Genomic DNA, 16476 nt, shown 5'->3' with positions numbered 1-16476 from the left:
TATATGGAGTCGATTATACTCATGAGACGTGTACTGGAAGCCTCTGTCGCTTTGGAGAAGTGGGGTTACACCGGGATTCTTCTGTAAACCTTCTGTACACCGAGTGGGCATCAAAATTACGGTTCATTACATTTTCAGCTACATGGATCTCAGGGGCTTTCACGTAGTGCGGCCGCTTCTTGCGAATGATTGCTTTGAGTCCAAGAGCACGCATAATTCGGTAATAACGCTTTTTGTTGTACTTCTTTTTGAGCTTTCGGTTTAATTGAGTGCGCATTTGGCGATAGCCAAGTATTCCTTTTCGCTTGTCATAGCGAAGCTTCACTTCTTTGGCTAGCCTATAATTCTCAAGTTCTCTGGCGGATGGCGTCCATTTTAACCACTTGTAATAGGCAGATCGAGCAACCCCTGCTAACGTACACAACTTTATAATTGCGTAACCTTTTTCTTTGTTCAGTTCTTGAATCGCTTGATACAAGTCTACTTGTCGAACGAGGGTTTGGATTTGATTTGTGCTCTAAGCATCGCTGTACGACATGTAATTTCGTTTCAAAAGAAATTGAACTTCTTTTAGACATAGAAAAACTCCCATCACTGTAGCAGTAGAAGCTTTTGTTTTTCCTACTGTCTACTATGATGGGAGCATATCAGATGAAGGATGGCTCTTGACTCTTTATTAACCCGTCTGTTGGTACCTAAAAGTTACCCAGTTGTGGCAGTCTATCGACTTCCAGTCTGTTATAGAGACCTCTCATACTCACCTAACTAAGGATAGGCACCCATGAAAGTTTAGGATTTGATCCTAAGTAATCGTTTGTCCAAGCAATCGGGTCGGCTGTATTGTCCCGATTTCCCGGATTAGATCTAACAGCTTAATCTACCCACAATTGCTTATTACCTCAATAACTCGATTGTATCGCCGGTATACCAAACATCCTCCGTTTGTACTTCGTCAAGTGAAGCGAGAAACGGTTTGTCATTATCAACATACAACTCTGTGTCTAGATAATACAGCTTTTTATCATGCAAGCATTGATTAATATAATCTGCACTGACGATACTCTTATCCTTAACATTGGCTGCAAATGCTTGCATCTTGGGAACTGCGTTTTTTTGATATTCGAGCCACGAATGATGGAATCCGGCAGGCTCATCTAGACAATAAATATCATTAAACAACGCTTCGGCTATGCCTTTTTTTCTTAAATAATCAGATAAAAAAGGCATGCTTTTAAAATACTTTCCAGTCATTGCATAGACCCGATAACTCCACTCAGGAGCACCATGATTGGAATGGCAAAATAGATTCAGGAAAAATACGGAGTAGTACATTTTTATGGTTATGATCTGCCTTCTCTTCACTTCCGATACAATGCGGTCTGCCATGCGGCTGTCTATAATCTCATCAAAATCAGCCAGAATAATAATATCTTGATCCTCGACTCGTTCTCTCAATATGGACGAACACATATTCCGTTGAGCAGCTTCATTATGGAACGCGCTGTTATAGCTAAGCAACCGCCAATACCAACGGTCAAATTGATCTATTTTACAGGAATCCGGATGAAAGTAAAGCTGATGTTTTTTCGGCCGGAGAAATAAGCTGTCAGTCTCAACCTGATGACAGATTACTTTTTTACTAATATAGTCCGAATTAAAATAATAAGGCTTATCCATATAACTGAAAGTTTTATTCGCTTCAATAACATGGAGCTCGTCAACCCAATGAGCATTTTCTCGAATCTTAATATCTGCAATGCGGTTTTCGTTAAAAAAAGGGCAGAATTCATATATTTTCATTGGCGCCCCCCCCTTTCGGATCTAGAAGCAAATTAGGCTGCGGAGTCAAGTCAACATGCATAGCAGGCCGAAGGCTGCGGTGTAATCGTTGAGAAAACAGGTGAGCCAGTTTCTCTATCGTCCGGTTTTTATAATGCAGCGAACTGAAATAACAGGTCAGAAGTAATTTGTCACGCTTCATCGTTGCCGTCAAGTTCAGCAAATAGGCAGAAAAATTATCCTTTGAATTTGTATCTCCATAAGGTATGGACACTGTTTGATAAAAGTCATCGTATAACATGTCTGTTTCCTGGGATAAGTAATGGAAAAGCATATGGGAAGCATCGTGCAGAGGTTTTTGATTCTCCTGTATCATATGCCTCATTACCAAGTAATCTAATCCATTCATTGGAATACTCTGCAATATCTGATTGACGTGCGTTATGAGATCACCTTCTCTTCCCTGCTTAAAATTGTCTAGACGCGAATGAATACGCACCGGATAAGCTCCGGCGAAAAAGCCAATTGTATTCAGTATGGGCGGCCCTGCCGAGAAGGATTCCCGTTGGTGAGACATCAGATGCAATAGTAAATCGGACTGACCTTTCAAGTCGTAGCATGCACCTGCAAGTGCTGCAAGCATTAGTGCAAACGGCGTCGTTTGCAACTTGACGGCAGTCTCACGCAATGATCGAATCTCTTCCTCTCCAGTCAACAATTCATGAGTGAATGTAAGCATATCATGGTGAACAGGATGCCGTTCCGCCTGCTTATCGACCTGCAACGACCTCGCATCCTTCAATACTGAACTCCAATGTTTTTTTGCTACAGTGCTAATGCCCTTAGCTGCATATTGTTCTAATGCCACACACCAATCCCTATAGCTGCCTGCTGTTTCCTCCTCCCCGTCTGCGGGCGGTCTGCCGCCTAACATGAGGAGCCGTTTTAAATCATCCAGGAAGAGGTTCATGGATAATCCGTCAAAAATCAAATGATGAAACAGAACAAGCAATATCTGCTGCTCGTTGTGGCCGTAACGGTCAAACAAAACCACTCTCCATAGGGGACCTTTCTCAATGTCGAATCCATACTGGAGTTTAGAGCAGTAATCCGTTATAAAGGCATCGTGGCTTGAAGAGTCGGATTCATCACTGACATCAATCCAGATTAATATCTGTTCAAGATTATCCCCCTGCGTATGTTGATACCATTCTTTATCATTTAGCTTTGCAAAGACTAAGCGTAAGGCTTCATGTTTGTAGATCAGCACATCAAGTGCCTGATTCAGCGCTTCTCTGGTTACTCGGTCCTTCAACAGCGCTATATATGGAACGTTAAACATATTGCGATTAACCAATTCTCTTTTAAAGAAACGTCTCTGTACGGCGGACAACGGAAAGCCATTAAACGGATATGGATGTTCTGCCGCCAAATACGTATACTCCTGCAAAGCTTCAGCGTCGGCCCGAGTTGACGTCTCATTTAGGATTAGGGCTAAATTACGGATGGTTCGTCTGCTTAGAATCTGATTCGCTGTAATTGCGAATCCCTTCTTTTGCATATAGTTAGCTATACGAAGCGCATGAAGTGAGTGTCCCCCCAAAACGTGAAAATCCTCATTTACGCCTATTGAGTTATACCCCAGCACATCGCTCCAAACTTCGCCAAGCAGCTCTTCCAGCTCATTTGCCGGTCTCATGCTGATTGTGGATGGAGTAACTCTGTTTTCCGGCAACGGAAGTCGCTTTCGGTCGATTTTTCCGTTAATCGTTAAAGGAAACCATTCAAGATGAACAAATCGGGATGGTATCATATACGAAGGAACATGCTCAGCCATAAAAACATACAATTCCTCCTCCCTATAAGCATGACGGGATCTATAATAAGCAACCAGTTGCTTGTCCCCTGCTTGTTCACGCACAACAACCAGACATTCCTTGATACGAGGAAACCGGCTTAGCTGCGACGCGACTTCTCCGGGCTCAATCCGAAACCCACGGATTTTCACCTGATGGTCAACGCGTCCTATAAACTCTATATTACCGTCTTTCAACCATCTGACCTTGTCCCCTGTGCGATACAATATCGTATTTCTATCGTATCGCCGATCTTCTATACTAGCGTACGGGTTGGGTATGAACCTGCTCTGTGTTAATTCGTTCTGTGCCCAATAGCCTCGTGCAATCCCATCACCTCCTACATATAATTCTCCTGCTGCCCCTATAGGCTGAACAGATCCCCGCTGATCCAGCACATAACAAGTGGAATTACTGATTGGCCTGCCGATAGGAATACTTGTTTCAAAGGCGCGTTGGACAGGGTAACTTGTTGAAAACGTGGTATTCTCTGTTGGACCATATTGATTCATAATGGACATTTTCGGGAAAGCGATCCTGATTTGGTTGATATGATGCGGTGAAACGACATCTCCGCCCACCAGAAGCCACTTGATACCAGCAAAAGAATTCGCATTAAGATCAATCCACTGATTGCATAAAGATGAGGTGAGTGAAATGGTGTTAATTTTCCATTCTTTTAATCTCCGCTCCAGCAAATCGATGTTCAAAAGCTCCTCTCCGGGCACGATGTACAGGGTACCTCCGTTGAGCAAAGTTCCCCAAAGCTCAAATGTTGAATTATCAAATACGGGAGAGCCCGTGTACAGCAGTCTTATTCCACGAACAAAAGGAAAATAACTGTTATTCTTGACCAGACGAATAACGCTTCGGTGCTCTATCATCACCCCTTTTGGCTTTCCTGTTGAACCAGAGGTAAACATAACATAGGCCAATGAGCTGCGGAGAGATACTGAATCGAAAGACTTCCTCTGCTCCAATTGGGGAGCATCGTCCAGACGGATGATGTTCAGAGTGAGTCCCTTGGTAATATTCGATAACGTATCCTGTAAATCCGATGATGTAATGAGTATATCCAACTGTGCTTCGCGTACCGTTTCAAGCACTCTCTCTGCCGGAAATTCCGGGTCAATCGGAACGTATGCACATCCCGCTTCAAGGATACCTAATAAGGCAATGACAAGTTCAGAAGACCGAGGCAAAAATACGCCGACAAGTTTCTCTCGTCCCGCACCATGCTCCCATAGCAGGTTTGCCACGTTCCGCGATAATTGCTTTAATTCACCATACGATATGTTTCGGTCGCTAGTGATGACTGCGGGATGATCAGACTGAGCTCTGACTTGTTCATCAAACAATTCGTTAATAGAGCTGCTCCGGGGATAATCTGTGAACGTATCATTCCAGTCGTACACTATGGTCTGATATTCCTCATTAGATAAACAACGAATGTCTCCAATCGCACATTCCGGATGTTCCAATATGAACTGGATAATATTAAAAGTGTGCTCGGCCATTCGTTCAACAGACTCAGCATTTAACCGTTCAGCATCATATATGAACTTTATTGCAATTTTTTCTTCCGTATCTGAAATAGCAATAGTAAGCGGATAATTGGTTTTCTCGTATTCCGCCATATCTGACATTGTCAACTCGGCTGAGGGCTGCCTGTAATCATTCAGATAATTTTCGAAGGCCACGATGCTGTGAAAAATAGTGCTTTCCTGAAGCGAACTCCAGCTTTTAAGGTCATTCAAACTGACATGGCAGTAATCATTTATACTTTGCAGCGTACGATGAAGCTGCCTTAAATATTCGGTGATGCTCTGATCCGTATTCCAGCGCATAATGATCGGGAGCGTGTTAATCAATGGACCAGTAATGCGATCTCCATTGGCAAGATCAGATCCTCGTCCAGAGACAACCATACCAAATACAGTCACGTCTGAATTATGATATATCTGCAACACTTTACCCCAAGCAAACTGGAGCAAAGTATTAAGTGTGATCTGGTTCTGCTGAACGAAATCTGCCAATTGTCGCACGATTGATGAAGGAATGAATTGTGTGTATGACTCTTGTACCCTGATTGGCACATGGACATTGGAATGAGCGCTCTTCATATCCATAGGAACAGGTGTTGATTCCGTTAAACCGGCCATATAAGCCTTCCAGAAGGCTTCTCCCTCTCTCTTATCCTTGCTTAACATCCATTTCAAATAAGAATTCAGGGACAGCGTACGGCTCGGCTGAAGTTCCGCAGGATCTGTGCTGCAGTAAATATCGTGAACACGATTTAGCAGCAACGGCAAAGTCCAGCCGTCTAACAAAATATGATGATAACTCCAAATGATTATATGCTCTGCCGAACTTAACCGAAATGTTGCAAATCGGTACGGTGGCAAGAGGAGATCGAATTGCCTGCTCCGGTCATTCGTTAACCACTCGTTTATCTGCTCTTGCTGTCTGTCTGGAGATAGATCCTCCAGATTTAGCTCAGCCCAGTACGGAACGGTACGATGCATGACGCATTGCACTGGATTATCCAGCTCATCCCATGCATAGCCAATCCGCAAGCAATCATTTTCCTCTATAACTCTGCTCCATGCTTCCCGGTATCTCCTTAGATTCAGCTGACCCCGGTATTTCCAACTTACCTGCACAAAGTATTGATCGGATGCTGGATGTTCAAGATAATGAAACAGCAGCCCTTCCTGAAGCGGAGTAAGGGGCAGGATCTGCTCTAATCCAAATTTCGAATGATACGTGTCTACTATTTTATCGATTGAGTGCGAGGTCAGTGATACCATTGGAAAATCACTAGGTGTATACCGTTCTTTTTCTTGCCGGCTGCAATGCTCAATAATATCAATCAGATGGGAAACATAATGATTCAGAAGCTTTTGCATCTCTGCTTGACCATAATAATTTTGCTCGTATTTCATAAATAATTGCAGTTGTCCGTCAACGACTGAACAATTTAGCTCCAAAAGACTTGTTCCGTGATTAAACTTTGAGATGTTATCCTGCGCGACCTCACGTGTGAATTTGATCCATCCCTCTTCTCCATTCGGCGTATCTCTATGGCTGAATTGTCCTAAGTAGTTAAATACAGCCTGCGGTTCAGGCTTATTAAGAGCATCCCGGACCGACTGATCCGAATGACAGTACCTGAGCGCCCCATACGAAATGCCTCGATGAGGAACGTTGCGAAGCTGTTCTTTGATGGATATAATGATTTCCCCTATAGAGATATTGCCTGGCACTTCAATACAGACGGGAAACATTGAAGTAAACCAACCAATGGTTCTTGATAAATCCATATCAGATACAAGGTGCTCCCGCCCGTGGCCCTCCAGCCGGAATATTACCGTTTCCTGTTTCATCCAACCATTCAGAGTCAGCGCCCATGCGCTAAGAAGCAAATCATTGATCTGGGTATGATAAGCATGTGAGCAGCGTTGCAACAACAGCTGTGTATTTTCTGGGGAGAGCGCAGCTGTAAGCTCGGAATATTCTTGGCTGCCTATAGGAACCGGAGTGCAATCCAGCGGTAACGGGGAATAACGGTCTTGGACATCCAACCAATACTTCAGGTGCCCCATAGTCTCTTCCTTTTGTGCATATTCCTCCAATATGGCCTGCCACTTTATGTAGCTGCTCGGAACCGTCATCGGCTCAATATCATGATACAAGTCATCCAAGTCTTGAAGTAGGATTCTCCAAGACACCCCGTCCACTACAAGATGATGAATCGTAATAAACAGACGTTCCTTCCCATCCGGATATCCCTTAATCAGCCCTGCATGCATCATCCTTCCGGACTCATAGTTCAGCTGTCGGTGCCACTCCTCGCAGATTGCTGAAATCTCTTCGTCTGCTCCCGTCTGTCCACAAATCGTATATTCATCAATCTGAATTGGAGAGATTTCCGTACAGTAGCGCTGTTTATAAGGCCTTTGACTTACGATAAATTCGGTCGTTAACTCCGGATGCAATTGAATTAGCCGGTTAAGAGCACTTTCCAGCTTAGGCAGGGAACAATAGCTCAGCAGAAATAATTGAGACTGGTTAAAATAGTGCGGTTCTTCAAATTTTTGTTCAAAAAACCAATGCTGGATGGGAGACAAGCCAAAGTCACCCGTCGGCTCATTAGTCAAGGCATCTTTATGCTCTTTTTCCAAGGCAAGCACGGCCTCAGATAATCCCTGTATCGTCGGATTATCTGCCACTAATCTGGGAGTGAGTATAATACCTTCCTCTCTTGCCAAAGAGACCATGTGAATAGATAAGATTGAATCTCCCCCGACAGTATTGAAATGATCGTTCAGCCCGATATCATTCCGCTTCAAAAGAGAACGCCAGATACGGAGCAGTCTTTTTGCCGGTTCAAATTCAGCCTGCGCATTCTCTGACATGTGCCTTGGAGTCGAGCTTGGCAGGGGTAATGCTGCTCGATCTATTTTCCCGCTGTTGTTTAATGGAAACATATTCATATAAACAAAATGCGAGGGTATCATATATACGGGCAGTATGCTTAAGAGTTGCTCCGACAGTCTCCTCTGCTCCAGCTCCTGTTCACCTGTATAGTAAGCGATAAGCTTTTGATAATCCCCGTCCTGCCACGCGCTTACTACACATTGATCAATACCGGAGCATTGGCGAAGCTGATGCTCGATTTCACCAGGCTCAATCCGAAACCCTCTGATCTTTACTTGATCGTCACTGCGGCCAATAAACTCCAGTTCCCCGGAATCATTCCATTTTACAGTATCACCTGTCTTGTAAAGTCGTATTGGATGCGGTTTCCCACCCGCTTTAATGTTCAATTCCTGCACAACAAAACGTTCTCTGGTCTGCTGCTCACGGTTTAGATAGCCCCTAGCAAGACCGATGCCCCCTACCCACAGTTCGCCAGGAACACCGACAGGAACAGGATTGCCGAAGCGATTCAGCACAAACAATTGCTTGTTATCCACCGGTTTGCCGATCGTAATTTTTTGGCCGGGACGGCATTCTCCGGCAGAGCACATTACCGTTACTTCCGTAGGACCATATGCGTTTAGGAAGAGCCTGTTCTGTGCCCAGTAATCCACGATATCCGGCGTGCAATCCTCACCACCCGAAACGATGGTTCTAACTTGTGGCAGCTCCCGCTTTTTCATCGTGCTTATGACGGATGGAGTCAGCATGGTAATATGAATATTTTTGTCCTCCAGAATATCGGAAATATCAGCATACGGCGGCAACTCTTCCCCTGATAGCACTACAAGCGTCCCGCCCACTGTTAACGTGCCGATCCACTCGTAGACCGAGGCATCAAAACTGGCGGAAGCGAACTGCAGTACTCTTGCACCTGGAGAAATACCGAATTTTTCAATAACATAAGGCCTTAAAGAAACAAGTCCAGCGTGCTCAATAAGAGCGCCTTTCGGTTTTCCGGTAGAACCGGATGTATACAGCACATAAGCCAAATCATTAGGGTGTGATTGAATATCCAAATTTCCTGCAGGTTCAAACGGATTCACGGGCATTTCATCTACGCAGATAATTGAATCCGCATCTGCTCCTAACTGCTTCAGCTTATCTGCCAGCCTGCTTTGTGTAAGAATGAATTTTGCCCTCGTATCGGACAGAATAGAACGAATCCGTTCTTCGGGATAGGCAGGATCAATCGGCACATAAGCTCCTCTAGCTTTCAAGACTGCTAACAAGGATGGCATGACGTCGGCGCTTCTCTCCATTACAATGGCAACCAGCGTTTCAGGGGCAAGCTCAATGCTTTCCTTCATTTGGCAGGCGTTCAGGATTGCCCGGCCAATCCGGTTTGCTCTCTCGTTTAACTGAGTATAAGTGAGTCTTTGCCGCCCGAATTCCAATGCTACGGCTTCAGGCGTCCTGACGACCTGCTCCTCGAACAGATGATGTATGCATTTATCGGCTGCATACACCTTTTCCGACGCATTCCATCGCACCAGAATTTGATTGGCCTCCTCGGCGGCCAACAAAGGATGAAGCAGCACAGGCTTCTTCGGGAAATTCAACACATTGGTTACTAATATGCTGAAATGTCCGATACATCTGTGCATTTCATCGTTTCCCAATCGATTGCGGTCATATTGGATAGCGCACTCCAATGAGCCATGGTTGTAGCGGTATCGGAGCACTAGTTCCATGGGATGGTAAGCGGACAATCCTGTATATTCGTCCATATCCGAGGGGATTAAGTGTTCTTCTCCTGATACGTTAATGGCACCAATGTTATAGTAATCGGTACCCTCTTCAGCCTGGCAGCTGCCCTCATTTTGTTTTTTCCATGCTTTACCCCAGGATCTGTCCTCCTCTCTTCCATTGTCCAGACCTAGCTTTATCTTGCCTGCCAGGCCAGGCATATCGTCATTCTCATGAATGCTTGCTATTAACGGGAAGCTGGACAACCAAAATGCTTGTTTCTCAGGTGAGTGATGTGGAGTATCCTGAGAGTACGGGCAATACAGCATAGGCACAGCATACTCATCTGCATATTGGGAGAGCAGCACCGCCCATATGGAAGTCATAAAGCTATGCATGCACAAACCATATTCTGTTATAAATCGCTCTATCTCTTTGACTTGCTTTTTCTCAAAATTAATAGGTATAAATGCATAACTGCTAATTCGGCTGCCGGTGCTTCGTGTTCCCGAGAATAGGGGGAAATAGCCTTTATGATTCTCTATCGCTTGAGACAACGTGGTCCTCGATATCATATTCAACATTTTCTCTACCTCCCTTTATCAAGTATTGCTGCATACGCCGCTTCTCGAAACGCTTCTCTTACCTTCTCAACCTCGATGTCATAGCTGCAGCGTATGGAAAAGATGAATCCGCCTTTATACGATTGAGCGATGCAATTGAACAGTGTATAAATCGGCAGCAGGTTCAGTTCCTTAATGACGGTATCGTTATAGCCGCGTCCCGTTCTACTGTTGTTGCCCAAGTAGTTGAACATGAACATATCCAGTTGCTTATATTCTTCGCCAAAATAAACCAACTCTCTCGTGCGGGCCCAGCCGCTGCTGCACGATGGATGAAGCAGGAGATGCATGAAATTAATATTGTGGCGCTTCACCGTGTCAAGCTTACGATTTACGGACCGAAGCATCTCATCCTTGGGTAGCGTGGCGTTAATGAAAAGAGGTATAAAATCAATAAATTCTCCTACGACATTAAAATAAGTATTTGCTTCGTATGTTCTTCCGTCGTATAAAAACAGCAGCGGTAGACTATCCAGTCCCAGATAGGATTGCAATCCCTTCGTATACACTGAAAGGGCGAAGTCCAGAGAGTGCTCCTTCGTGGGGATATCCACCTCAAACATGTACGATTCATTGCTCCTTCTCTGCTTCAGCCGGTTCAGTATATCTTTTTTACTCTGATAATAGTCCTCAAGCTCATAAGCTAAAACCAGCTCACGCTCCGTAATTGCAGAAGGTCCCTTACTAATTTGCTGAATGTATGATGCATATGTTTGCGCTACTTCCCCGGGTTCAGACTTACTGTGAAGCAAGCTTCTGTAGTAAGAGGAAAATTGCCGTTCTGCAGCTTCAATGGTGACCCGATCGCATAAAATATGATGAAACTTCATAAGCACGCTATGTTCACGCAGATTGCGTCTAATGAGAATGACTTGATACATAATATGCTCTCCGCTATATCGGGGGCCTTGAATGAATTCTTCTATCATTTCCATAAAAGGGCCGTACGGGCTGCAATTCGAAAGATCAATCATAGTCAGCTTTGGACGATTGTGCGAATCGCAGAAGTATTCCTTCCATTCGGTCCACTGCCGGGTCTGAACAGGCACACTTCGCAATAATCCCTGGCTCTGAACGAATTTTGCGTATGCTTGGTCCAATAAATCATAATCAGCATACTCATCCAATATAAAATATCCAACACTGGGTGGTGTATCGAACGAAATTTGCATTTGTTGGATCGCGCTAAGAGGATATTTCTGTATCATTTGTCCCATCTGAACCCATTGATCGTTTAACTCATAATCGTGTCGGAGTTGTTGGCGAATAAGCATCGTCTCCTCATCTTTCATCGGTTTCAACCCCAGATCGTTCAGTAACACCTCTTCATCCATGATCCCGCTCGCATCCGATTCAATTTTTCGACACTGAGGAACGATGTAGTGAGGCGCCACTTCCTTTGCCACTTTCCCTTTCATGATCTGTAGTAAAGCTTCCACTTTCTCCGGATTGCATTCAAGTCCATAAAGAACGTGAATTTCTTTAATACCATACTGAAAATCATGAACTTTATAAGAAGCCCAATCATAAACTTCCCTTGTCTCATGATACAGCCACGCAACCAATTCTTCCTTTGTATGGATCAAGTCATGATGATTCTCTGCCTCGCCAGCCTGAATGTAAGCACTAAGCGCCTGAATGTTTTTATAATGGTAAATATCCGTTAACGTAACATAATATCCCGCCATCTCAAGCTTAAACATAAGGGACATCGCTTTGATCGAATGTCCGCCGAGCTCGAAAAAATCATCAAATATTCCTATTTGCGAAACTCCCAACACATCCTGCCAAATGGGCACAAGCTTCTCTTCTGTCGGTGTTTGAGGTGCGCCGTATTCCGTACTGATTTGCAGGGTGACATCTGGAGCAGGCAGTGCCTTCAAGTCAACCTTGCCGTTCGTATTCAGCGGCAAGCGGTCAAGCTGTACCATGAGAGCAGGAATCATATATTCCGGCAGAAGCCTGGACAGCGCGGTCTTGATTTGGATTATGGAAAGAGGCTCGTTTGGCACAATATACGCGCACAGCAGCCTTTGTCCACCTTCATCTTCCATTGCCATCACGAACGCTTCCTGAACTCCTTTCACCTGTAATAACTGTGCTTCTATCTCACCCGGTTCAATACGGAAGCCCCGGATTTTAACTTGCTCGTCAAGGCGTCCTTTGAATTCCAGAGTGCCGTCGCCACGCCAACGTGCCACATCTCCCGTCCGATAGCAGCGTTCAGCTGCCTTAAACGGACTTTTCACAAATCTCTCCTTCGTCAACTCCGGCCGATTCAAATACCCGCGCGCCACCCCGTCTCCACCAACGAGCAGCTCTCCCCATATTCCGACAGGCTGTAATTTCATCGAGCGGTTTACCACATATGCCGTCGAATTGCAGATGGGACGACCGATCGGAAGAGCTTGGGTTTGCTGCCCCTCAACGGGATATGTCGTGGAAAAAGTTGTGTTCTCCGTCGGACCATATCCATTAATAACGCGCAGCTTCGGATTATGCCGGAGCACACGGTTGATGTGCTGGAACGGCAGTACATCACCTCCGATGATCAGCGTGTCCATCCCTGCGAATAACAGGCTGTCCTGCTGCGACAGCTGGCTGAAGAGAGAAGTCGTCAGAAACATCGTATTAATATGGCAGGTGCGAATGATCTGTCTCAGCTTCACAGTGTCCAGAAGCACATCACGGCTCATCAATACCAATTGACCGCCATTCAGCAGCGCCCCCCAAATTTCGAAGGTTGACGCATCAAATACCATTGCTCCAGTCTGTAACATACATGTCGAATTATCCAGCTTAACGTAATTTGTATTTTTCACCAGACGAACGACACTGCGATGCTCAACCATGACGCCTTTCGGACGCCCGGATGTTCCTGAAGTATACATCACATAAGCGAGATTTCTGGATGTGGACAGCACTTCAAGATTCGAATTATCCATGTGGTATGCCTTCGGATCATTGAGATGAATAAGTATTCCTGTGTAATCGTTCTGTACTTTAAACCCGCTATTGGCCAGCAATACACTAACATCCGCATCTGCAAGGATAAAGCGGATACGTTCCTCAGGATAGTCAGGATCAATTGGCACAAAGGCGCCCCCAATCTTGAGAATGGCCAGTATTCCGGCAATTGTATCCGGGGAGCGATGCGCAATAATTGCAACCATCTGATTTGCTTTGACACCCTCAGACAGCAAAGTACGGGCCAGTCGGTTCGCTCTTTCGTTCAGCTGCCGATAGCTCCATCGTGCTCCTTCATATCGTATAGCCGTTTGCTCAGGCATGCGCGCTGCCTGCTCCTCAAACAAATGATGTATCGCTTGTTCATCCGGGTAATCCGCTGTAGTATCATTGAAACTCTCCAATATCTGAATCTCTTCTCTGGGAGTCAACAGGTTAACGGCTCCAAGCGTTATATCCGGCTCTTGCGCTACGCTATTAACAAGCTGGAGGAAGTGTTCCGCCATCCGTTCAATTGTATCTTTGCGAAAGAACGATGAGGCATACTCAAAGCTGCATCTGATGCTTCCCTCGATCTCAGCAGCCATGAGCGTTAAGTCAAATTCCGCCCCCGTGTGCTTTCTCGGGCAGAGGCTGAATCGCAAATCTGGAATGTTCAGCTCGGCTTGCACCGTGTCTTGCCACACAAGCATGGTGTCAAACAATCGATTTCGGCTTTGTGCGTTCATTGCTTTTGTCTTCTCAATCAACTCTTCAAGGGGATACTCCTGATTCTCATGGGCTGATAATGTTGCTGTTTTCACTTCCTGCACATATTCGAGAAACGGCTTATTTGCTGCCGGGTAAGTCCGAATTGCCAGGGTGTTAGCGAATACTCCGATGATATGCGTCATATCTGGGTGCTGTCTTCCCGCGATCGGACTGCCTACGATGATATCCTCCTGACCCGTATATCGATGCAGCATGTTCTTATAAGCTGCCAGCAGCACCATGTACAAAGTTGCACCAGTTTTCGCCGCTATATCTCTAAGCCCTTGACTTCTTAAGGGATCAATGGAAAATACGTGAACATCTCCCTCAAAGCTTCGATCAACCGAGTGCGGATGGTCAAGCGGTAAATCCAGCAACGGCAATTCCCCGCGGAACACCTCCAGCCAGTACGACTCCTGCTTTCTGAGACGCTCACTTTGTAAATTTTCCTTCTGCCATATCGCATAGTCCTTATATTGCACGCGAAGAGGCAGCAATTCCTCTCCCTCATACAGCCGTACAAATTCACGGACCAGAATATCTAGAGATATTTCGTCTGCAATGATACGATGTATATCAAACAGGAACTGATGACGATCTTCTCCTAATTCAACGAGTCTTACACGAAATAATGGCGCCTGAGACAGATTAAAGGCTCTAAAAAAATCATCAGTCACCGTCGGAACCACTTGTGTCTGAGAAACATACTCGACCTCGAGCCTCACAGATTCATGAATGCGTTGAACAAGCTCTCCATTTACCAGTTCCAAAGAAGTCCGCAACGTGTGGTGACGTGCAATGAGCGATTCAAGAGCAGTCTCGAACCGGACACGGTCCAATGGACCTTCAATCATCATATTATTATGTATGTTATAGCTTTGTTCACCACCAGGCAGCCGACTCAGCGTATACAGCCGTTTTTGTGCCGGAGTGGCGGGAAATGTAGATCTATCCCCGGCTTCGGGAATCACTGCATATGAAAGCGATTCCAGTTCTTTAGACCTTTCAAACAGCCGGTGATTGGCAATTGAGCGGGAGGGATGCTTGACGATATATTCAGCAGTCGTCATAAAATGAGCAATCATCTTGGAAATTTCATCGTCAGTATACAAGCTCGTACGATAGTCAATATGTATTTGCAGGCAGTTTTCAGTTTTATTTTCAAGAACATGGAATAGAATATCATTAACCTCATGACCGCAGAAATTCGTCTGAGTTTGTAATGGATTTCCTTCCAGATCCATCAAGGAGAGCTGGCTATATTCCATTACTATGCCAAAGAGCTCTCCAACCTTGGCCGGATGTAATTGTCTAATATCCTCAATCAACTGATTGAATGGATATTTTCGATGGTCGAGAAGCTTGGATTGTTCCTGAGATAGCCGTTGTAAAAAAAGAATGAGATTTTCGTGAGAGTATATCGGGACTCTAAGAGGTAATGTGTTGTCGAACATGCCCACCATTTCTTTTTCCTGCTTGGTAGTGCGGTTTCCATAATTGATTCCAATCACCATATCTTTTGCATGGGTAACCTTATGCAAATATACGTACAAAGCACCCAGAAAGAAGGTAAATATACTAATTCTGTTCTCTTGACAAAACACATTAATCTTTCGATAAAGGTCCTGGGGGACGACAGCATTTTTTCTTTCGCCGGCTGTGCTGGTGATTAGGGGATTATGCGGTTTCAGTTCTGTCAACTCCGGAAGGGTATCGAATTGCTCCAGCCAGTATGTCTTATCTTTTTGAAAGCTATCGGATTTTTCATATTCCTGCTCGTTAAAAATGTAATCCAGGTATGAAGGCTTCTGGTGAGAAGCTGAGAGTCTCCCATTCTTCATGTCCGTATAATGTTGAGCTATTTCATTAGCAAGGTTGGCCAAGCCAATTTCATCGGATATGATGCGGTGAACTTTAATATTGTAGCCATATTCATTATTACTAACCTTAAAAATAACAAATTCGCACAACACGGAATCGTACAATTCTAAAGGCACTCTGTTGTATGTCTTCAGCCATTGATCGGCATATGCGCGCCCACCCGTTTTCGAAAAATCAACATATTGAGTTTCCTCAACCGAATGTGATTTCACGTATTGCTTGACTTCTCCCTGATCGGTTATCACTCGAATCCGTAAAGCATCATGCTGCTTAATAACGGCTTGAACGGACTGCTTCAATATATCTGGGTTGATGGAACTGAAAAAGGTCACTGTCCTTGAGAGAGTGCACACTGACGTTCTGGGGTATAATTTGTCGATATACCATATTCTTTGCTGAGCACGAGTTAAAGGAAATTGTTTATTGAATTCCTCTTTCATTACATCTCC

Annotated in this window: 4 protein-coding genes; all 4 read right to left on the bottom strand. The window is 44.8% G+C overall.

Annotated features, from left to right (window positions below; all coding sequences use genetic code 11):
- Positions 1-19 precede the first annotated feature (19 nt).
- Positions 20-478 carry an IS3 family transposase gene (locus tag M3650_RS18545; protein WP_251576867.1) on the bottom strand — a complete coding sequence of 153 codons (459 nt, stop codon included), beginning with the start codon at positions 476-478 and terminating at the stop codon, positions 20-22.
- Positions 479-894: 416 nt separating this feature from the next.
- The gene (locus tag M3650_RS18540; protein ID WP_251576866.1) at positions 895-1800 is read right to left on the bottom strand and encodes a glycosyltransferase family 17 protein; all 906 of its coding nucleotides are present in this window, start codon (positions 1798-1800) and stop codon (positions 895-897) included.
- Complete coding sequence (locus M3650_RS18535) at positions 1787-9586, bottom strand: non-ribosomal peptide synthetase (protein WP_251576865.1); 7800 nt, start codon at positions 9584-9586, stop codon at positions 1787-1789. Before M3650_RS18535 ends, M3650_RS18540 begins: the two co-directional genes overlap by 14 nt.
- A gap of 809 nt (positions 9587-10395) precedes the next feature.
- The gene (locus M3650_RS18530) at positions 10396-16467 is read right to left on the bottom strand and encodes a non-ribosomal peptide synthetase (RefSeq protein WP_251576864.1); all 6072 of its coding nucleotides are present in this window, start codon (positions 16465-16467) and stop codon (positions 10396-10398) included.
- Positions 16468-16476 lie beyond the last annotated feature (9 nt).

The sequence above is a fragment of the Paenibacillus sp. MER TA 81-3 genome, from assembly GCF_023713585.1.
In the GTDB taxonomy this organism is placed as follows: Bacteria; Bacillota; Bacilli; order Paenibacillales; family Paenibacillaceae; genus Paenibacillus_B; species Paenibacillus_B profundus.
Note: the sequence above shows the minus strand (reverse complement) of the source record. Positions and strands in the feature narration are given on the sequence as shown.

Excerpts from the sequence above, each read along its gene's own strand:
- M3650_RS18530 (WP_251576864.1), bottom strand. The coding sequence starts at position 16,467 with ATGAAAGAGGAATTCAATAAACAATTTCCTTTAACTCGTGCTCAGCAA.
- M3650_RS18540 (WP_251576866.1), bottom strand. The coding sequence starts at position 1,800 with ATGAAAATATATGAATTCTGCCCTTTTTTTAACGAAAACCGCATTGCA.